This window comes from Endozoicomonas sp. SCSIO W0465 (assembly GCF_023716865.1).
Lineage (GTDB): Bacteria > Pseudomonadota > Gammaproteobacteria > Pseudomonadales > Endozoicomonadaceae > Endozoicomonas.
Genome location: NZ_CP092417.1, coordinates 4,325,231 through 4,344,815, shown reverse-complemented (window position 1 = coordinate 4,344,815; position 19,585 = coordinate 4,325,231). Strand labels below are relative to the sequence as shown.

The following is a 19,585-nucleotide window of genomic DNA, read 5'->3' as shown; positions in this document are numbered from 1 at the left end:
TAATGGACTGAGAATATGGATAGTGAAGATTGTCTGGTCAATTCAGCCAGTTTGAGCAGTGCACTGGAATACCTGAACAAGCACTTCAAGCTGGACAGCAAGCTTGTGTATATCAACAACAAGCTGCGTAAAACCAGCGATCTGACTGTTTATCAAACGAAAGCTTATCTCGAAGACCTTGACTGTCTTATCAAAATCTCTACGGTAGAAAACCTTGAGCTGGTTGATCTCGATGAACAGCATTTGCTGTTTTGCTTTGACCATGAACACGACATCATCATTCTTCGTCATAACAGTGATATCAATCGAGCACGCTCCAAACACAGTATGGAGCATCCGATTCTGATCATCAGTACTGAAAAGCTGGAAGCCAGAGTAGACAAATCTGGCCGTGAACCCAAGACCATGGGCTGGTTTTTCAGAAAACTTACCGATCGTGACGGCTTTTATCTGATTCTGACCGGAATTATCACCAATCTTCTGGTTTATGTTGTGCCGCTATACAACATGAACGTATTTGACAAGGTACTACCTAGTGGTTTTGTGGGCATCCTGTCTTCATTGGTATTGATTGCTGTTTTCCTGGTATTGATCTGGTTTATTAACCGATCGGCACTTTCTTACTTGCTGAGTGACCGGGTTTTTCGCATGGAAATTGAGCTGGCCAGGGAGTTTTCATACCGGCTTTGTAACCTGAAGCCATCGGCAATGCCTCATTCGGCTTCATTCATGACCCAACTCGTGACCTATGGCAGGTCACTGAGCCAGATGCTCGGGACACTCCATCTGCTGGCATTGGTTGATTCACCTTTCATGCTGCTCTCTCTGGCTTTGATTGCCTATTTCGGCGGTGCAATGGTGGCCATACCTCTGGTTGCCATTGCTCTGGTTGTTGGCATCAATCTTGTTCTACAGCCAAAGATTCAACGATACATTAATGATCACTATGAATTTGAAGGGAGAAAGCGGAAGTTTGAATATGAAATCATGCAGTCACTGCCCTTTATCAAGCTGGCCGGAATGGAGCGCTATTTTACCGAAGTGATCGAGCACAGAAGACCGGACCATCGACACTATTTTTCCATCTCGGCCCATATCAATCATATATCGATGTTGATTCTGTTTCTCTCTCTGATTGCTGTTACTGGTTATGGAGCCTGGCGGGTATCGGAAGGATTGATGACCCTGGGGCAATTGGTGGCTTGCTCACTTCTCGCGTCCAAATCGATCTCAAATGCATCCATCACCAATTTGCTATTCAATATCAATCGCATCCGTATTCTTTTTGATAACTTGAACAAGTTTTATGCAATACCCGTTGAGGAACGTGGTGCCTCTTTCTGTTTGACCCGGATTAAACATCTTGAACTGAAAAACATCGAGTTTAACTATGCCGACAACAAATACTTTCAGATAAAAGGGGCAAACATCGATCTAAACCTGCCTGATTCACTGTACGTCTATGGTCGGCCGGGAGCTGGCAAATCAAGCCTGTTTAATATCCTTGCTGGGCTTGAAGAACCGTCCAGTGGCCATTTGCTGGTTAACAATCTGAATATCGAACACTTTGATTATCGGGACGTGCGCAGCCACATTCATTTCTCACCTTCCTACTACCGGTTTTTTACCGGTTCTCTGCATGAAAATCTGACGCTTGGTCGTACGTCAGTAACAGCAGAACAGGTAGCTGATGCTCTGGAAAAAATGAACCTGACAGAAAAAATAAATCAGATTGATGATGGCCTGCACTTTCAGGTGGATAATAATGATATTATTCCCTTGTCTTCCGGTGAGCGGAAACGCTTCATGTTGGCCAGAGTCTTTCTGTCAGATGCTGATCTTGTTGTTCTGGATGAACCATTTGAATTTTTGAGTGATGACGACAGTCTTCATTTTATTCAATCGGTTCGATCTTTTTGTGAAGAGAATAAAAAAGGGTTGATCGTGTTGAGTAATCGCAAGTCTTTTGCTCATTTCTGTCATCATGCTCTGACACTCAATAATGGACAGCTTTACCCAATGAAAACTCAAAAGAGCTACTGATAGCGAGAAGCCAGAGAGGGTTTCTGCAACTCCCGGATTATTGGTTTTATCTCCTTCATTACTTTCCCTTTTTCTACTGAACACTGTAGGCTTTACGCCTTGCTGTATTTTAAAAAAACGACAAAGTATGATGGACCGATATGAGGAAACGGCGCAGAAGAGTGGCGCACGAATTGTCCACTGCAGTGGCTTTGATTCCATTCCTTCGGATATGGGCGTGTATTTTACCCAGAGAAAGGCGAAGGAGGTATTGGGTTCATTCTGTATGGAGATCAGCATGCGGGTGAAAGCTGCGAAGGGCGGGCTTTCAGGAGGAACGTTGGCCAGCATGATCAATATCACCCGTGAGGCGGCAAAAGACTCTGCATTACGCAGGCAGTTGGCTAATCCTTACATCAGCAAAAGACTGGTCAGCCGGGTGGTTTCTGGACAACTTCCACTTTGTTTGGTGATCGGCTTATTGAGCGGTTGGAAAAAGATGCTGATATAAAATTTGAAATTATCCAGCCCTAATATTTGCAACCTGAAGAATACTGTTTATAGCCGGTTATCGATTGGCTTTTGTCATCTACTATGGCATTGTTCCGTGACTTCCCGGCGGCATCAGAAACATCATGTTATTAGAAGGCATTGAGACCTTGCTGGTTCTTCAGAAGGAGAGAACCATGAGCCGTACCGGCAGTCATCTTTATGTTAGCCAGTCTACGGTCAGTAAACGCATTGCCAACCTGGAAAAGAGAATCGGAAAAAAGCTGATAGAGCCGGATGGTCGCTATATTCGCCTGACAGCGGATGCTCTGGCTCTGGTGGAAACCATTGAGCCGACATTCCGGGAGTTGTGTGGTCAGATCTACGAGAACCAGGCCCTGGAAAGCCATACCCCCATTCGTCTGGATTGTTCTGAAACTCTGGTTGCCGGGTTAATCAGTGAAGCGTTGGCGGATTGTGTGCGACAGGATCGCTATATCACCATTACTACCAACCATACCCCAAGAATTGTTGAAGGCTCTTGTAGGATTTCAGACTGCTACTGGGTTGAACATTGCTGAAGCCCTTTATCTACAAAGGTTGTCAGCATATTGTCCGGTAATGTTGCCCAATCCTTGTTTTTCGTGACCTACAGTCAGTTTTCACTGTAGAGCAGTTCGTAATCAAAATAGAGCCACCAGCTTTATGACCTGATTAAGGGTGGTGCCCGCTTCACTCAAAATCAGGGCCAGGTTATCCAACACTTGTCGGGTTTGCTGCTCAATATCACCCGCTGTTTTCTCTCCTGTATCGGGGTTAACCGGTAGCTGCCCTGAGACGTAGAGTAATCCATGGTGGAGGATTGCCTGGGCGTAATGGCCGGCAGGTTTGAGCTGGTTGCTGGTCTGAATATAGTTCATTGCAGACCTCCTTGGCCGGATAAATCTTCTTCCAGCAGGTGCCGGATGGTGCCAGTGGCTTTCAGGCCATGTCCGGTGATAACACCGACGGTGGTATCACCGGTACTGATTCTGCCATCCTCAATCAGACTGGCAATGCCGGCAAAGGCCGTCGCGGATGTGGGCTCAATAAAAAAGCCTTTAGATCCCATATCATACAGTGCAACCTTGATTTGATCTTCTCCGACACTCAAGAAACCACCGTTGGATTCACGAACAAAACCGATGATTTCCTCAAGGTGTGATGAACGTTGAATCTTGATGCCCTCAGCCAGAGTGTCGGTGTCCCCTATCTCGATGGCCTGGTCATTAAAGCACTGAACAAAGGGCTGGATACCATGGGTTTGAACCCCGAACAGACGCGGCATTTTACTGATTTCACCATTCCTCAACAGTTCTGAAAAGCCCAGGTAGGCCCCTGCCAGCAGACTGCCATTGCCCGCCGGGACCACAAAATTGTCCGGGGCCTGGTAACCACATTGTTCCCAGATTTCATAGGCAATGGATTTGACGCCCTCAATAAACAGTGGATGCCAGTTATGACCTACATAATAACCGCCATCTGTCTGAATACTGTTCATGGCGGCTACAGCCACATCATTTCGGGAGCCACTGACTTCAATACAGCGGGCTCCGTAAACCCGGGTTTGCACGGTTTTTCCCGCCGAGGTGCCTTTGGGGACATAAATATGGCAGGCCAGCCCGCCTTTTGCGGCATAGCCTGCATAAGCTGCGCCGCCATTGCCACTGGAGTCCTCTGCAATGCTGTTGACGCCCTGATTATTCAGATAATTGACGACCAGTGCCGCTCCTCTGGCTTTGAATGACCCCGTTGGCATAAGTGAATCCATTTTTACCAGGACCGGAACACCGGCAATCTGCGTCTTGGCCAATGGCGTAATGGTTTCATTAAACGATATTGTTATCTCTTCTCTGTTTAATGGGTAGGCTGTGGAGTAGCGCCACATGGTAAAGTCATTCGGAATCAGATCGGCCCTGGTGAATTCAGACTCATGTTTTACCCACAATGATGATCCGCACTGGCATTTAATTAATTCTGGTGCTGGTGGGTATTCGCTCTGGCAATGCCTGCAGAAATAGTGCATCTATGCTTCCCCCTGATTTGGTAACACTGCATAACGTCAATGTATTGGTAATACGGCATGGGGATAAGCGAAATGTGAGCATGGTATCTATTCTATTTTTGCATCGGTTGGTATCCACCGCTATCTCATTCACACTATTTGCGTGAATCGTTCCTGATCGGGAATAGGAAGTCCTCAACATGCACTTTATACCAGCATTCAGGAACAGCTGACTCTGGCTGGAAACCACGTTGCCGGTTTATCATGAAAACATGGTAAATGTTGAGCGGTAGATATATCAGGGTCACCGGTTTTGTCATTCATCGCACTGCTGAATTGATGCCATTTATACGAGCCTGGGCTTTTTCCTGATGTGATATGTCATCTCTTTATCAGGGTTCATCTCTTTACACAGCATCTCCTGGTGCTGTTGCTCAAGGATATAGGGTCGCTTTTCTTCAGCTGTCAATGACTGCCATACCATAACGGCTTTTTTGGAGATATCCTGCTCAGATACTTCCTTATCCTGGAGGCGGCATATTGTGCCAAATAATTTACGAAAAGGTATGAATGCATCTTTCTTTTTTTGTTGCTCAGCACAATCATCATGGAAATTTTCAGTTTTAAAGACACCTTCTCGATGAGGAACGGTTTCCAATGAATCGAGAGGAGATGAAGGCATTCCTTCCAAAATACGCAAGGTTGTGAAGCTTGACCTCTGGAGATTATCCCGGAATGCGGTATCAGGTGGGGTTATCCTTGTCCTGGCTGCCAATGACTCCGGGGGTAGAGATGATTCAAAACGATGGTCATAAAGTTGTTGATAAGTGCTTTGCATTGCACGCAGATGGGCACAACCGGGAAGTTGTTCTTCTTTATTTTTCTCAGGAACTTCTGCGCCCTGTCTCATGTTTACATGAGCAACGGGCATTTCTACATGTCCGGGGGCTCGGGACTCATAAGTAGCAGGTTTCAATATGTTGCTTTCATTCGAGTATGAAGAGTACTCGCAATCGCAATCTTCACCAGATATGCCTGACAGACTGAGTGAAACTGCTGCTACCAGACTTGACCCAATGTTGGGTTCAGTGGTTCCCGCTTTAGCTGGTGAGCCGATCAATGATGAATTGAAACATCCTGTGTTTTCAAAAGGCTGAGGGAGTATGGGTTGGTTCTCGATTTCTTCTCTGATTTCCCCTTTTTTCTCTGTTTTTATACATGAAATATGGCTGAGGAGTATTTCCGGGAGGGAGTGACTGGCTGTTTCTTTTGGTTGTGTCTGCCATCTTAACAGGTGTTCTTGTTGAGAATATCCGAATGGAAGCCTGGTATCATCAAGGTGTCTGTACCCGCAGATACCTTGTTCTGCAGCATCGAATCTTCCGGCTATCAATGCTGTTTCTGAACTTTTGACCTCTGTTGGTGCAGACAGGTGTCTGTTAAGAATGTTGATATATTCTGTGGCTAACTTAAGAGTTCCAAGTTTCGATAGTCTGCTTACTCTTGGTGTTAACTCATCAGGAAGCAGGTCTCGTAACTTTTTGAACGCAACATTGATGGCTGCCACACGCCTTCGTTCTTGCCTGTTTTTTGTCAGTCGCAATTCCTTTGCCAGTGTATCTATATCGGGCCTGGCCTGTTGGTTTTCGTGAACAGAGTGCGCGTGACCTATTAGCTCGGGCTTTGCTCCAAGATAGGCAGAGCCTTGTAACTTTGTGTGGCGCAAGGTATGGCATAAGAGATTGCCGGGTGTACTGTTACGTTCATTGTAATTGCAGACCCTGGCGGCATCAGGGGAAGGGTGTGAGTCTCTTGCTATATAAGATTGAGCAGCAACTGCCACAGGTGAGAATGAATTTGTACCATATTGAGGTGGAAGTGTATTTAACGAGCGTCCATAGTCGTTTGCGACACCTGATTGTACTGGTAGAAAAAGCGAACTTGAGTTTGGCAACATTTTCTCATGTCCCTGATTATATATTGTTGAATATTCACTGTGGGTCTGAAACAGCACAATTAATTATGAAATACCTGTGTTGTAACTCATTAAAATACCAATATATTATTTTCATAAACTACTGACTGTGGATAGTAAAAAAATCAAAATAGGAAAACATACCGGGTTTATCAAATATTATTTTTGAATGTTGTCCATAAGGTAAGTGTTATTAATTGTGGTTGTTGCAGTTTTTGCAGGCAGTTTCTCGGGAATTTTCCGGGAATGTGTCGAGGCGCAGTTGAATTGAGACTTTTATAGAAACATGTCGGTGATAAAGCCAGCGGATACTGGCTTCACCACAACCAGACTCTTTTCCAAGAGCCTGATGTGTACAAAGTGTTATCGTTTTCCTGCCTTATCCATAACAAAACAGAAAATCAATGCCGTGGCGATAAACCCACCGATAAAAATAGCAGGCATAGCGGCATAGCCCAGTAAGTGCCAGATGACAGACTCCAGTGTGCTCATTGCATTCTCCTTGCGTTCTCCGGGGCTGCTTACCAGCCCTCAATACCCTGCATATTGGGCAGCTCATGGGCAATACCCTTGTGGCAGTCGATACAGGTCTCACCGGTAGGCGGTTGCTTATCCGTACCCAGGAAGGCCCTGGTGTGACTCTCCATCGCTCTGGCAGACTGTTCAGAAAAGTCCATATAGTCAAAATTGTGGCAGTTCCGGCACTCCTGGGAATCGTTGGCCTTCATTCGGGCCCATTCACGTTCAGCCATTTCACGACGATGCGCGACAAATTTTTCATGGGTATCAATTTTTCCGGTCATTTTGCCCCAGAGTTCTTTGCTGGCCTGTATCTTTCTTACCAGTTTGGGTGTCCACTCTTTGGGTACGTGACAATCCGAGCAGACCGCTCTGACACCGGAACGGTTATTGTAGTGGATGGTGGTTTTGTACTCTTCAAAGACATTGTCTGCCATTTCATGGCAGCTGATACAGAACGCTTCGGTATTGGTTTTCTCCATGCCGGTATTGAAACCACCCCAGAAAATAATGCCTGCAACAAAGCCGAAGGCGAGGATAACGCCCATGGATATTTTGCCAGCCGGTGTGCTCAGCATCGTCCAGTAGCGTTGCAGAAAAAAGTCCTTACTCATCATGTTCACCTTTACCTGGATGCGTCCTTACTTCAGGGAATCAACCGGCTCAAAATTGTTTTTTTGCAGTGGCACCGTATCAGCCTGAGGCACATGACACTGCAGGCAGAAGTAGCGGTTGGGGGCGACATCGGCACGTTGTTTGCCATCCCGGTCATAGAAGTGGGTGACGCTGATTCGGGTGGCTCCCCATTTGCTGGCATGCTTCCAGCTGTGGCATTGCAGGCAGGTATTGACGTCTTTATTGACTTTGTAACCGCGAATGTCGTGAGGAATCAGAGGAGGTTGTTCAATAAAATCACGGTGAAAGTTGGTGTCACTCTCCAGAACCTTTTTCATGGCTTCCGCAGGGGCTTCGGTGGAGAGGTCAATGGTTCTCAGTGAGTCGATACCACCCGTCTCCGCCATCGCAACCGTGCTCAATGTGATTGAAAAAACGGAGGCCACCAGCCTTTTGCCGAATGTTTTCAATGTATGAAGATGGTCTGGTTTGCATGTGCTTATTATTCTCGTAGCGATGGTCATGGGTTGGCTCATGGCAGTGTCTCCGCCTTCCTGGTCAGTCATTATTCAGGGTCCACAACCCGGTTATCTGGCCGGGTTGATGCAATGATGTGATGGTTAAGGGATGTCTGAAAGGAAAAGACGTTCTTTTCACAGACATCAATACAACGACCGCAGCGGGTGCAGTCACTTTGGTTCAGTACCGGGCTGTTGCCCTTTTTTTCCTTAAGGGCAGCCGGGAGAATTTGCGGTTCAGGACAGACGGCATAGCAGTCCATACAGTCATCGCAGTGTTGGCGCCCGGTGGCACAGACCTGCATAGGACTAATGCGGCCAAGCAATCCATAAAACGCACCCAACGGGCAGAGATGGCCACACCAGCCCCGGGCGCTGACCAGGAAATCAAACAGAAAGACGGCAGCGATCAGATACCAGCCCGCTCCCATGCCAAACAGTAAGCCTCTGACCATTTGGCTCACCGGGTTGAACAGTTCCCAGACCATCATTCCGGTAACCAGCGGCAGTACCAGAATCATGGCCAGAATCCAGTAGCGGCTGTTTCTGGACAGCTTATGGCTGTTGCGGATTCCCAGCCTTTTTCTCAACCAGGCGGCCAGGTCAGTAACAAGGTTGATTGGACAGACCCAGCTGCAGAAACTCCGCCCTCCAAGCAATCCATAGAGAAGAGTGACCACACCAGCACCAATAAGTCCCTGAGCTGCCATTGGGTGACCAGCCAGTAGCCCTTGCAATATGGCCAACGGGTCACTCATTGGCAGAATGCCTAATGTTAAACTGGACGACAGGTTTCCGTTGATTAGCAGTGTGTCACCGGTCCATTGCACCAGGAATGGGGATGCCAGAAAAAGGGTTGGTACCATCAGCTGGCAGCAACGACGGAGCAGAAGAAAGCGCCATTTCTTCCAGTGGTTTCGTGATGTTATGGCCCTCATGATCCTTCTCCTGCTGGTCGATGCGCAGGCAGTTTCAGGTTGCGGGGCACCAGCTGCGTGCCGGTGCGTTCCTCCTCCTTCCAACCCAGCCGGTAGTGGCTGCCCAGTTCGCCCTGAGCCAGCTTGTGGGGCACTACCTTGATGGCCGCTTCATCCAGCACACAGGTCTGTTCACATTTGCCACATCCGGTGCAGGCATCAGCATGCACAACAGGTTCAAATATTGCATGCACATTGGTGCGTGTATTACGGCTCAGCTGTAGGGTAATGGCTTCATCAATACGGGGGCATACGCGATAACAGACATCACAGCGAAGTCCCTGCAGGTTCAGGCAGTTCTCGCGATCAATAAGAACCGCCAGCCCCATTCGGGCATCGTTAATATCCGTCAGTTCCGGTGACAGCGAACCGCTGGGGCAGTTGGCGGTACAGGGAATGTCTTCGCACATCAGGCAGGGATTTTCCCTGGCCGTAAAGAACGGTGTACCGGAAGCAACCGGGTCTTCCGGTTGAGCCAGATTCAGTACATCGTATGGACAGTCTCTGACACAGATACCGCAGCGCAGACAGGAGGCCAGAAACTCATCTTCCGGCAGCGCGCCGGGTGGGCGCAGAACCTGAGCTTCCGGGGAACTTGACTTGTCAGCAACCCAGCTCAGTCCCAAACCCAGCAGGCTGACAGCACAGGCGGCCTGGGCTGTGCCGGTAATAAAACGACGCCGGCTTACTGTACGATGGTTGTGCTGGCTGGGCTTGTTCTTACTCATACGGTTCCTGCTTATGGCTCAGCTGCATCAAACTCTGACGATCTTCGCGGCGGTTTTTTTGAAATCCGTCTCTTTCGACAGTGGGTCGGTTGCGTCCAGGATTAACTTGTTCACCAGCTGACCGGCATCAAAGAACGGCATAAATACCAGACCTTTTGGTGGCGTATTACGGCCCCGGGTTTCCACACGGGTACGCACTTCGCCATAGCGGGTCACGATTTTTGCTTCCATACCACGACGCAGACCACGTGTTTTGGCATCGTCTGGGTGCATGTAAACCACGGCATCGGGAAATGAACGATAAAGTTCAGGTACCCGGCGGGTCATAGAGCCGGAGTGCCAGTGTTCAAGAACACGTCCAGTGGAGAGCCAGAGATCGTACTCGTCATCCGGTACTTCATGAGGTGGCTCGTAGGGGCTGTCTCTTGATCACAAATAGCTACCTTGTTCTATCATTTCTCACTGATAAAACAGGTCATGCTTCCACTTTCTCCTAAACCATGGTCAGAACTAACTTTTGGATGTGCTGATTTGGGCGATACTCGACGTACAAAACGACTTGTCAAAGTTGCTGCCGAGCTTTCAGCTCATACCGGTAATTCTTTGTCATCTTCATGCGAAGGTTATACCGCACTGGTAACTGGAGCTTACCGGCTGATTGAGAATGAGGCCGTAAAGCCTGAAGCAATAGCTGAGGCAGGCTTTCAGGCAACTGCCAAAATAGCGAGACAGTCTCGCCTACTTCTGGCTCTCGAAGATACAACAACCCTGGGTTATAAACATGCTGTCAGATCCGAGCTTGGTGATCTTGGAGGTCCTGAAGGCTCTAAAACCAGAGGATTCCACGTCCACTCTGTCTTCTTGGTTGATGCGGATACAGAGCGAAGCATTGGGCTTATTGATCAAGAACGATGGGTTAGAGAGGACGTTCAGCGGGGGAAAAAGAACCAACGTCGTCAGCTACCTTACGAGGGAAAGGAAAGCTTTAAGTGGCAAAGAGCCTCTGAAAACACAGAACAAAGGATGGGGGGTAAAATGCCTGACATCATCAGTGTTTGCGACCGGGAGGCGGATATATACGAATATATGCACTACAAACTGGATAACCGACAGCGGTTTGTTGTAAGAGCTACACAAAACAGAATCCTGGTGGATGGCGAACTCTTATTATTTGATTCCTTAGCTCAGACTGAAGTGTTGGGGAAATATACGATAGTGGTTCCTCAAAAAGGAGGTAGAAAGAAGCGAAAGGCAACGCTGCAGGTCAAAAGAAAGAAGATGACAATACAGGCGCCGCAAAGGCCAGGCGGCAGGCCGGAACCGGTAACTATGAATATTGTGTCGGCTGAAGAGATTGGCAATGACTCCGAAGACCGTTTGCACTGGGTACTATTGACAACTGAAGATATTGAAACATTCGAAGACTGTCGCTCTATCATTCGATTTTACGAGCTCCGATGGCGAATAGAAGAGTTCCATAAGGCTTGGAAATCGGGAGCAGGAGTAGAAAGGCTTCGTCTGCAATCTCCGGATAACATTGAACGACTTGCGGTCATATTAATGTTTGTCGCTGTCAGACTAATGCAAATCCGTGAAGCATTAATGTTACCGAATGACAGGCAGCACAAAGACAGAAAGCTTTGGAGTGAAAAAACACTCGCGAATGAGGTGGTCAGTGATGATGAATGGCAGGTTCTCTGGCTAACCTATGAAAAAAAAGCGTTGCCCGATAAGCCGCCAACAGTCACTTGGCTGCTTCAAACGATTGCTCGGCTTGGTGGTTGGGGTGATTCAAAGCATACAGGGCAGCCCGGCTGGTTAGTGGTATGGGAAGGCTGGGCGAAATTGCAGGATCGGGTAAAAACCTGGCAGATAGCCCGGCAGTTCAGCGCTGGAGAGATGTGATCAAGAGTCAGCTCGTAGGGGAGGGCAAACAGCCAGGCTTTACCATCGGGCTTGCCGTAGAAATTCACTTCTTCTCCAGCTTTGACATATGGGTCGTAGCCTTCGCGGTAGCGCCAAAGGGTTTCCTTGCCATCAACCACCGGCCAGCGCAGTCCCCGGGACTGGTGATACAGGTCGAATGGTGCCAGGTCATGGGCCTTACCACGGCCAAAGATGGCGTACTCTTCAAATAGGCCTTTCTGAACATAGAAACCAAAAGCACGGCTTTCGTCGTTCAGGCGATCGGCAGGAATCTCATCCAGGGAGTATTTATCGGCCTGTCCATTGGCGTAGAGAACGTCAAACAGGGTTTTGCCCGTAACTGTTCAGCACCCCCACATAAATCTGGAATTTTCTGATTTTTATACCATCCTCTTAAGCACCATTTTTCCACAATATTCGCCAGCATGATTCCAGAACTACCCGCAACTATGTCGGCTGAGATTCTCTTGAAAGAGAATGCAGAGCTGCGGATGAGAGTTGCCTGTCTGGAAGAGCGATGTCGAGAATTGGAAGAAAAGGTTGGCAAGAACAGTCAAAACAGCAGCAAGCCGCCATCGTCTGATGGTTATCAAAAACCTTGTAAAAACAGTAATTCTCCAGATCATTCTGACGACCTTTCCGCAGATAAAGGTACCGATCCATCGGATGAAAAACCCAATCCTAAAAGTCTGAGACAGTCTTCTGGTAATAAAGCCGGTGGAAAGAAAGGGCATCAGGGCACTTGTCTTAAACAGGTCGATATCCCTGACTATATTGAGTACCTTCCGGTTAAAGAATGCAATAAATGTCAGGCGTCTCTTCTTGATAGTGAGCCGGTCAAATATATTGAACGACAGGTGTTTGAACCAGGGAGACCGGGTGAATTTGAAGTAACGGCCCATAGAGCTGAAGTAAAAATCTGCACTTGTGGTTGTCGGAATCAGGCTGAATTCCCGGAAGGTGTTACCGCTGCCGCACAATATGGCTCAGCCACACAGGCTATGGCCGTCTATCTTAACCAATACCATTTCCTGCCTTTTAAGCGCGTGTCAGAGTATTTTAATACTCTCTATAAAATGAGTGTAAGTGCAGGCACTGTCGCCAATTTTGTGGCCAGAACCTATGAAAATCTGGCTTCTACTGAAGAGGTTATTCGTGACGCCTTGCGGGAATCGTCTGTTGCCGGAGCCGATGAAACGGGTATGCGGGCCGAGGGCTCTTTGCACTGGCTACACGTTATGCGGGATGAACAATGGACGCTCTACTACTTGTCTGAAAAGCGAGGTCGTGAGGCCATGGACACGATGGGCATACTGCTAACATTTGCAGGCGTTCTGGTTCATGATCATTGGAAATCCTATTTTGCATATGCGGCAACTCACGTACTTTGCAATGCCCATCACCTGAGGGAGCTTTTGGGTGTTGTTGATAGGGACAGCAATCAACTGGCGTTGCGATTGATGAAGCTACTGAGGCTTTCCTGGCATTACTGCAAGGGCTTTAAGACCATAGGTATGCTACAGATGCCAAGTGTTGTCTGTGAACGAATCGAGAAGATTTATGACCGGTTGCTTCAGCGGGCTCTAATGAAAGAAGTCGTCTATATGGAGAAGCAACGAGAGGAGCTTAAGCGCAAGAAAGTCAAGAATACTAAAGCTTACAATCTCTTCAAACGACTCACTGAGTTCAAGGCTGAGACACTGCGCTTCATGTCAGATTTTACCATTCCCTTCGATAACAATGGCAGTGAGCGGGATGTTCGAATGGCCAAGTTAAAGCAGAAAATCTCAGGCTGCTTCAGGAGTGCAGACGGTGGTTCTATGTTTGCACGGATTCGCAGCTATTTGTCGTCTGCCAGAAAACAGGGAATGGACATATATCAATCACTTCATAGAGCTGTTCGGAATTACTGTAATATGCCTTTGCTCAGTGCTGAATAGTTACACTCATTTTATAGAGAGTATTAAAATACTCTGACACGCGCTTAAAAGGCAGGAAATGGTATTGGTTAAGATAGACGGCCATAGCCTGTGTGGCTGAGCCATATTGTGCGGCAGCGGTAACACCTTCCGGGAATTCAGCCTGATTCCGACAACCACAAGTGCAGATTTTTACTTCAGCTCTATGGGCCGTTACTTCAAATTCACCCGGTCTCCCTGGTTCAAACACCTGTCGTTCAATATATTTGACCGGCTCACTATCAAGAAGAGACGCCTGACATTTATTGCATTCTTTAACCGGAAGGTACTCAATATAGTCAGGGATATCGACCTGTTTAAGACAAGTGCCCTGATGCCCTTTCTTTCCACCGGCTTTATTACCAGAAGACTGTCTCAGACTTTTAGGATTGGGTTTTTCATCCGATGGATCGGTACCTTTATCTGCGGAAAGGTCGTCAGAATGATCTGGAGAATTACTGTTTTTACAAGGTTTTTGATAACCATCAGACGATGGCGGCTTGCTGCTGTTTTGACTGTTCTTGCCAACCTTTTCTTCCAATTCTCGACATCGCTCTTCCAGACAGGCAACTCTCATCCGCAGCTCTGCATTCTCTTTCAAGAGAATCTCAGCCGACATAGTTGCGGGTAGTTCTGGAATCATGCTGGCGAATATTGTGGAAAAATGGTGCTTAAGAGGATGGTATAAAAATCAGAAAATTCCAGATTTATGTGGGGGTGCTGAACAGTTACTTTTGCCCTTCAGTTCAGGTGCTCTGGCCAGCAACTCATCGGACCAGACTTCTTCTACTTTGAAGCGTTTGGAAAATTCCATCAGCTGCCAGAGGTCAGATTTGGCTTTGCCCTGTGGGGCTACCTGTTGATACCAGAATTGGGTCCGGCGCTCGGCGTTGCCATAGGCCCCTTCTTTTTCCACCCACATGGCGGTTGGTAGAATCAGGTCAGCGGCCTGGGCCGTAACGGTCGGATAGGGATCAGAAACGACGATAAAGTTTTCAGGGTTGCGATAACCCGGCAGGCTCTCATGATTGATATTGGGCGCTGTCTGCATATTGTTGTTACACATCACCCAGTAGGCATTGAGCTTGCCATCCTTGAGCATGCGGTTTTGCAAAACCGCGTGGTAACCCACTTTGGCGGGGATGGTGCCTTCGGGGAGTTTCCAGATTTTTTCAGACTTATCACCTGAAGTTACGCAGCTAACAGCTCTCTCAGCTGCCCCAACGAAGCTTTCAGCCCTGCCATATAGATTTTGGCTCTGAGCTGAAAGTGATTCAGATTTACTTTCAATGACAATACTTCCAACCTGAAGGCTGAGTAAATTGAAAGAAAGATATGATTACTCTGTGTTCTCACAGTATGCGCCGGTGACTTGGCCATTGACGCATTCGATTTCAGCGTTTTATGGAAGACCTCGACTTTCCACCGTTTCTCGTAGATTGCCTTGAGAGTCTCGGCATCACAGTCAAGATCGCTGCAAACCAGATAGAGAATGCCTGTGCTTCCGTCTTTGTTTTTAAAGACCTGACGGTATAGCAGAACAGGGAAATCGACACCTGCTATCCACCCTTGTACAGGCTTATCTTCTGAAAAATCGTAACTATTCAGCACTGAGCAAAGGCATATTACAGTAATTCCGAACAGCTCTATGAAGTGATTGATATATGTCCATTCCCTGTTTTCTGGCAGACGACAAATAGCTGCGAATCCGTGCAAACATAGAACCACCGTCTGCACTCCTGAAGCAGCCTGAGATTTTCTGCTTGGCTCTATTTTGATTACGAACTGCTCTACAGTGAAAACTGACTGTAGGTCACGAAAAACAAGGATTGAGCAACATTACCGGACAATATGCTGACAACCTTTGTAGATAAAGGGCTTCAGCAATGTTCAACCCAGTAGCAGTCTGAAATCCTACAAGAGCCTTCTGCTTTAACTTGGCCATTCGAACATCCCGCTCACTGCCATTGTTATCGAAGGGAATGGTAAAATCTGACATGAAGCGCAGTGTCTCAGCCTTGAACTCAGTGAGTCGTTTGAAGAGATTGTAAGCTTTAGTATTCTTGACTTTCTTGCGCTTAAGCTCCTCTCGTTGCTTCTCCATATAGACGACTTCTTTCATTAGAGCCCGCTGAAGCAACCGGTCATAAATCTTCTCGATTCGTTCACAGACAACACTTGGCATCTGTAGCATACCTATGGTCTTAAAGCCCTTGCAGTAATGCCAGGAAAGCCTCAGTAGCTTCATCAATCGCAACGCCAGTTGATTGCTGTCCCTATCAACAACACCCAAAAGCTCCCTCAGGTGATGGGCATTGCAAAGTACGTGAGTTGCCGCATATGCAAAATAGGATTTCCAATGATCATGAACCAGAACGCCTGCAAATGTTAGCAGTATGCCCATCGTGTCCATGGCCTCACGACCTCGCTTTTCAGACAAGTAGTAGAGCGTCCATTGTTCATCCCGCATAACGTGTAGCCAGTGCAAAGAGCCCTCGGCCCGCATACCCGTTTCATCGGCTCCGGCAACAGACGATTCCCGCAAGGCGTCACGAATAACCTCTTCAGTAGAAGCCAGATTTTCATAGGTTCTGGCCACAAAATTGGCGACAGTGCCTGCACTTACACTCATTTTATAGAGAGTATTAAAATACTCTGACACGCGCTTAAAAGGCAGGAAATGGTATTGGTTAAGATAGACGGCCATAGCCTGTGTGGCTGAGCCATATTGTGCGGCAGCGGTAACACCTTCCGGGAATTCAGCCTGATTCCGACAACCACAAGTGCAGATTTTTACTTCAGCTCTATGGGCCGTTACTTCAAATTCACCCGGTCTCCCTGGTTCAAACACCTGTCGTTCAATATATTTGACCGGCTCACTATCAAGAAGAGACGCCTGACATTTATTGCATTCTTTAACCGGAAGGTACTCAATATAGTCAGGGATATCGACCTGTTTAAGACAAGTGCCCTGATGCCCTTTCTTTCCACCGGCTTTATTACCAGAAGACTGTCTCAGACTTTTAGGATTGGGTTTTTCATCCGATGGATCGGTACCTTTATCTGCGGAAAGGTCGTCAGAATGATCTGGAGAATTACTGTTTTTACAAGGTTTTTGATAACCATCAGACGATGGCGGCTTGCTGCTGTTTTGACTGTTCTTGCCAACCTTTTCTTCCAATTCTCGACATCGCTCTTCCAGACAGGCAACTCTCATCCGCAGCTCTGCATTCTCTTTCAAGAGAATCTCAGCCGACATAGTTGCGGGTAGTTCTGGAATCATGCTGGCGAATATTGTGGAAAAATGGTGCTTAAGAGGATGGTATAAAAATCAGAAAATTCCAGATTTATGTGGGGGTGCTGAACAGTACGAAAAATCAACAGTATCTATACGCTGTGAACGGCCTTGTAATTTGTCGTCCAGACTGAGGGATACCTTGCGGTTTGACTTCATCGCCATCAGGAAATGTTTATTACAGTCGTGTCGAATAAACATCATATTGTCGTTTGAGCAAAACCAGCTATCTGCAAGGACATAGCGGAACATAAGCTGGTTATGGCAGCAAATCATCAGCATCTCCCGCATCATTTCATTTTTGGTTTGCTCTGCATATCGTCTTACCTTTTTTGTCTTCAAGTCGGTGTACAGGATGGTTTTCTCGATCAATTTATAGGCGACAGGAATCGACGCATCTCCGGCATGGTAGTGTGCATTGAGCAGATTTATACCTTTCACGGTGCGATTTTTTGTATGATCAAAATGCCAGGTGTTCAGGGCATTCTCTTTGCTGAACTGCTTTTCCTGAATCGTATCGTCAAAGATCAAAACCCCATCACTGCACTCAACCTGTCGCACGACGGGTTTAACGTAAAGCCATAAGTCACGACTGGTAAACTCATTGTTTGAAAGCAATCGGGTGAATTGGTCATGACTGTAGACATTATCCAAAAGCTCTGACACTCCCGTTGCAGTGGTCTTCCCAGACGACGACAACAGGTAGTCAGAATAAAGTTCTATGAGATCATTTTTCATGCCACCAATAATGGCTGATTTTCAGCAAGGTGCGTAACTTGAGTTATCACGATGCTGTTTGTTGGCCACGACCATATCGGCGGGCAGACGGTGGGCAAAGGTGCCCACTTCACGGGCGGTACCGCAGGCAGAAGGCTGACCGGTCAGGGAGAAAGGACCACAACCCGGTTTGGAAATCTTGCCAGTGAGCAGGTGCAGGTTGTAGATGATATTGTTCATCCAGACACCGCGGGTGTGCTGGTTAACCCCCATGGTCCAGAGGGACATCACCTTGACCTTGGGCTGACTCTTGATCACATCTCTCCAGCGCTGAACTGCCGGGCTATCTGCCAGGTTTTTACCCGATCCTGCAATTTCGCCCAGCCTTCCCATACCACTAACCAGCCGGGCTGCCCTGTATGCTTTGAATCACCCCAACCACCAAGCCGAGCAATCGTTTGAAGCAGCCAAGTGACTGTTGGCGGCTTATCGGGCAACGCTTTTTTTTCATAGGTTAGCCAGAGAACCTGCCATTCATCATCACTGACCACCTCATTCGCGAGTGTTTTTTCACTCCAAAGCTTTCTGTCTTTGTGCTGCCTGTCATTCGGTAACATTAATGCTTCACGGATTTGCATTAGTCTGACAGCGACAAACATTAATATGACCGCAAGTCGTTCAATGTTATCCGGAGATTGCAGACGAAGCCTTTCTACTCCTGCTCCCGATTTCCAAGCCTTATGGAACTCTTCTATTCGCCATCGGAGCTCGTAAAATCGAATGATAGAGCGACAGTCTTCGAATGTTTCAATATCTTCAGTTGTCAATAGTACCCAGTGCAAACGGTCTTCGGAGTCATTGCCAATCTCTTCAGCCGACACAATATTCATAGTTACCGGTTCCGGCCTGCCGCCTGGCCTTTGCGGCGCCTGTATTGTCATCTTCTTTCTTTTGACCTGCAGCGTTGCCTTTCGCTTCTTTCTACCTCCTTTTTGAGGAACCACTATCGTATATTTCCCCAACACTTCAGTCTGAGCTAAGGAATCAAATAATAAGAGTTCGCCATCCACCAGGATTCTGTTTTGTGTAGCTCTTACAACAAACCGCTGTCGGTTATCCAGTTTGTAGTGCATATATTCGTATATATCCGCCTCCCGGTCGCAAACACTGATGATGTCAGGCATTTTACCCCCATCCTTTGTTCTGTGTTTTCAGAGGCTCTTTGCCACTTAAAGCTTTCCTTTCCCTCGTAAGGTAGCTGACGACGTTGGTTCTTTTTCCCCCGCTGAACGTCCTCTCTAACCCATCGTTCTTGATCAATAAGCCCAATGCTTCGCTCTGTATCCGCATCAACCAAGAAGACAGAGTGGACGTGGAATCCTCTGGTTTTAGAGCCTTCAGGACCTCCAAGATCACCAAGCTCGGATCTGACAGCATGTTTATAACCCAGGGTTGTTGTATCTTCGAGAGCCAGAAGTAGGCGAGACTGTCTCGCTATTTTGGCAGTTGCCTGAAAGCCTGCCTCAGCTATTGCTTCAGGCTTTACGGCCTCATTCTCAATCAGCCGGTAAGCTCCAGTTACCAGTGCGGTATAACCTTCGCATGAAGATGACAAAGAATTACCGGTATGAGCTGAAAGCTCGGCAGCAACTTTGACAAGTCGTTTTGTACGTCGAGTATCGCCCAAATCAGCACATCCAAAAGTTAGTTCTGACCATGGTTTAGGAGAAAGTGGAAGCATGACCTGTTTTATCAGTGAGAAATGATAGAACAAGGTAGCTAGTTCTCGTCCAAAAACGCAT

General features: G+C 47.4%; 20 protein-coding genes and 3 pseudogenes. 6 read left to right on the top strand and 17 right to left on the bottom strand.

Annotated features, from left to right (window positions below; genetic code table 11):
• Positions 1 to 15: 15 nt before the first annotated feature.
• From MJO57_RS19570 to MJO57_RS19560, 3 genes are all read left to right on the top strand, one after another.
• Entirely contained in the window at positions 16 to 2,043 is a 2,028-nt protein-coding gene (locus tag MJO57_RS19570; protein WP_252018076.1) for an ATP-binding cassette domain-containing protein, read from the top strand.
• Positions 2,044 to 2,083: 40 nt separating this feature from the next.
• Entirely contained in the window at positions 2,084 to 2,533 is a 450-nt protein-coding gene (locus MJO57_RS19565; RefSeq protein ID WP_252018075.1) for a hypothetical protein, read from the top strand.
• Positions 2,534 to 2,657: 124 nt separating this feature from the next.
• Positions 2,658 to 3,092, top strand: coding sequence for a LysR family transcriptional regulator (locus MJO57_RS19560; protein WP_252018074.1), 435 nt, complete (start codon positions 2,658 to 2,660; stop codon positions 3,090 to 3,092).
• A 102-nt stretch (positions 3,093 to 3,194) separates the two neighbouring features.
• Here the strand turns inward: MJO57_RS19560 and MJO57_RS19555 are convergent, their stop codons facing one another.
• From MJO57_RS19555 to MJO57_RS19515, 9 genes and pseudogenes are all read right to left on the bottom strand, one after another.
• A complete protein-coding gene (locus MJO57_RS19555; RefSeq protein WP_252018073.1) occupies positions 3,195 to 3,431 on the bottom strand; it encodes a RidA family protein in 237 nt (78 codons plus the stop codon).
• Positions 3,428 to 4,576, bottom strand: coding sequence for a pyridoxal-phosphate dependent enzyme (locus MJO57_RS19550; protein ID WP_252018071.1), 1,149 nt, complete (start codon positions 4,574 to 4,576; stop codon positions 3,428 to 3,430). Before MJO57_RS19550 ends, MJO57_RS19555 begins: the two co-directional genes overlap by 4 nt.
• A 325-nt stretch (positions 4,577 to 4,901) precedes the next feature.
• Positions 4,902 to 6,569, bottom strand: coding sequence for a helix-loop-helix domain-containing protein (locus MJO57_RS19545; RefSeq protein ID WP_252018069.1), 1,668 nt, complete (start codon positions 6,567 to 6,569; stop codon positions 4,902 to 4,904).
• Between the two features lie 324 nt (positions 6,570 to 6,893).
• Positions 6,894 to 7,022, bottom strand: coding sequence for a TIGR02808 family protein (locus tag MJO57_RS19540; protein WP_252018067.1), 129 nt, complete (start codon positions 7,020 to 7,022; stop codon positions 6,894 to 6,896).
• 29 nt (positions 7,023 to 7,051) lie between these two features.
• Positions 7,052 to 7,663, bottom strand: coding sequence for a NapC/NirT family cytochrome c (locus MJO57_RS19535; protein WP_252018065.1), 612 nt, complete (start codon positions 7,661 to 7,663; stop codon positions 7,052 to 7,054).
• Positions 7,664 to 7,690: 27 nt separating this feature from the next.
• Positions 7,691 to 8,071: a nitrate reductase cytochrome c-type subunit gene (locus MJO57_RS19530; protein WP_252018064.1), complete on the bottom strand. Its 381-nt coding sequence runs from the start codon at positions 8,069 to 8,071 to the stop codon at positions 7,691 to 7,693.
• Positions 8,072 to 8,229: 158 nt separating this feature from the next.
• The gene (napH, locus tag MJO57_RS19525; RefSeq protein WP_252018062.1) at positions 8,230 to 9,120 is read right to left on the bottom strand and encodes a quinol dehydrogenase ferredoxin subunit NapH; all 891 of its coding nucleotides are present in this window, start codon (positions 9,118 to 9,120) and stop codon (positions 8,230 to 8,232) included.
• On the bottom strand, positions 9,117 to 9,887 hold the full coding sequence (gene napG / locus MJO57_RS19520; protein WP_252018060.1) for a ferredoxin-type protein NapG: 771 nt from the start codon (positions 9,885 to 9,887) through the stop codon (positions 9,117 to 9,119). The genes napH and napG overlap by 4 nt, the downstream gene beginning before the upstream one ends.
• A gap of 27 nt (positions 9,888 to 9,914) precedes the next feature.
• Positions 9,915 to 10,250: pseudogene (locus MJO57_RS19515) on the bottom strand (molybdopterin dinucleotide binding domain-containing protein); the annotation flags it as partial.
• A gap of 114 nt (positions 10,251 to 10,364) precedes the next feature.
• Between MJO57_RS19515 and MJO57_RS19510 the strand changes: the two are divergent.
• Both MJO57_RS19510 and MJO57_RS19505 read left to right on the top strand, forming a co-directional pair.
• On the top strand, positions 10,365 to 11,792 hold the full coding sequence (locus tag MJO57_RS19510) for an IS4 family transposase (protein ID WP_252017676.1): 1,428 nt from the start codon (positions 10,365 to 10,367) through the stop codon (positions 11,790 to 11,792).
• Positions 11,789 to 12,025 carry a hypothetical protein gene (locus MJO57_RS19505; RefSeq protein WP_252018056.1) on the top strand — a complete coding sequence of 79 codons (237 nt, stop codon included), beginning with the start codon at positions 11,789 to 11,791 and terminating at the stop codon, positions 12,023 to 12,025. Before MJO57_RS19510 ends, MJO57_RS19505 begins: the two co-directional genes overlap by 4 nt.
• A 41-nt stretch (positions 12,026 to 12,066) precedes the next feature.
• On the opposite strand, the gene MJO57_RS19500 is transcribed toward MJO57_RS19505, so the two are convergent.
• Positions 12,067 to 12,240, bottom strand: a complete 174-nt coding sequence (locus tag MJO57_RS19500; protein ID WP_252018054.1) for a hypothetical protein — start codon at positions 12,238 to 12,240, stop codon at positions 12,067 to 12,069.
• Between MJO57_RS19500 and MJO57_RS19495 the strand changes: the two genes are divergently transcribed.
• Positions 12,239 to 13,753: an IS66 family transposase gene (locus tag MJO57_RS19495; RefSeq protein ID WP_252017330.1), complete on the top strand. Its 1,515-nt coding sequence runs from the start codon at positions 12,239 to 12,241 to the stop codon at positions 13,751 to 13,753. The genes MJO57_RS19500 and MJO57_RS19495 overlap by 2 nt on opposite strands.
• Here MJO57_RS19495 and MJO57_RS19490 read toward each other — a convergent pair.
• From MJO57_RS19490 to MJO57_RS19460, 7 genes and pseudogenes are all read right to left on the bottom strand, one after another.
• The gene (locus tag MJO57_RS19490) at positions 13,740 to 14,414 is read right to left on the bottom strand and encodes a DUF6444 domain-containing protein (RefSeq protein ID WP_252018052.1); all 675 of its coding nucleotides are present in this window, start codon (positions 14,412 to 14,414) and stop codon (positions 13,740 to 13,742) included. The genes MJO57_RS19495 and MJO57_RS19490 overlap by 14 nt on opposite strands.
• Positions 14,415 to 14,462: 48 nt before the next feature.
• Complete coding sequence (locus tag MJO57_RS19485; RefSeq protein WP_371924893.1) at positions 14,463 to 14,939, bottom strand: molybdopterin-dependent oxidoreductase; 477 nt, start codon at positions 14,937 to 14,939, stop codon at positions 14,463 to 14,465.
• A 23-nt stretch (positions 14,940 to 14,962) separates the two neighbouring features.
• Positions 14,963 to 15,382 carry a transposase gene (locus tag MJO57_RS19480; protein WP_252018050.1) on the bottom strand — a complete coding sequence of 140 codons (420 nt, stop codon included), beginning with the start codon at positions 15,380 to 15,382 and terminating at the stop codon, positions 14,963 to 14,965.
• A gap of 202 nt (positions 15,383 to 15,584) precedes the next feature.
• Positions 15,585 to 17,054: an IS66 family transposase gene (locus MJO57_RS19475; protein WP_252018048.1), complete on the bottom strand. Its 1,470-nt coding sequence runs from the start codon at positions 17,052 to 17,054 to the stop codon at positions 15,585 to 15,587.
• 48 nt (positions 17,055 to 17,102) lie between these two features.
• Entirely contained in the window at positions 17,103 to 17,804 is a 702-nt protein-coding gene (locus tag MJO57_RS19470; RefSeq protein WP_252018046.1) for a transposase, read from the bottom strand.
• Between the two features lie 48 nt (positions 17,805 to 17,852).
• Positions 17,853 to 18,092: pseudogene (locus tag MJO57_RS19465) on the bottom strand (molybdopterin-dependent oxidoreductase); the annotation flags it as partial.
• A 5-nt stretch (positions 18,093 to 18,097) separates the two neighbouring features.
• Positions 18,098 to 19,524: pseudogene (locus MJO57_RS19460) on the bottom strand (IS4 family transposase).
• Positions 19,525 to 19,585: the final 61 nt, after the last annotated feature.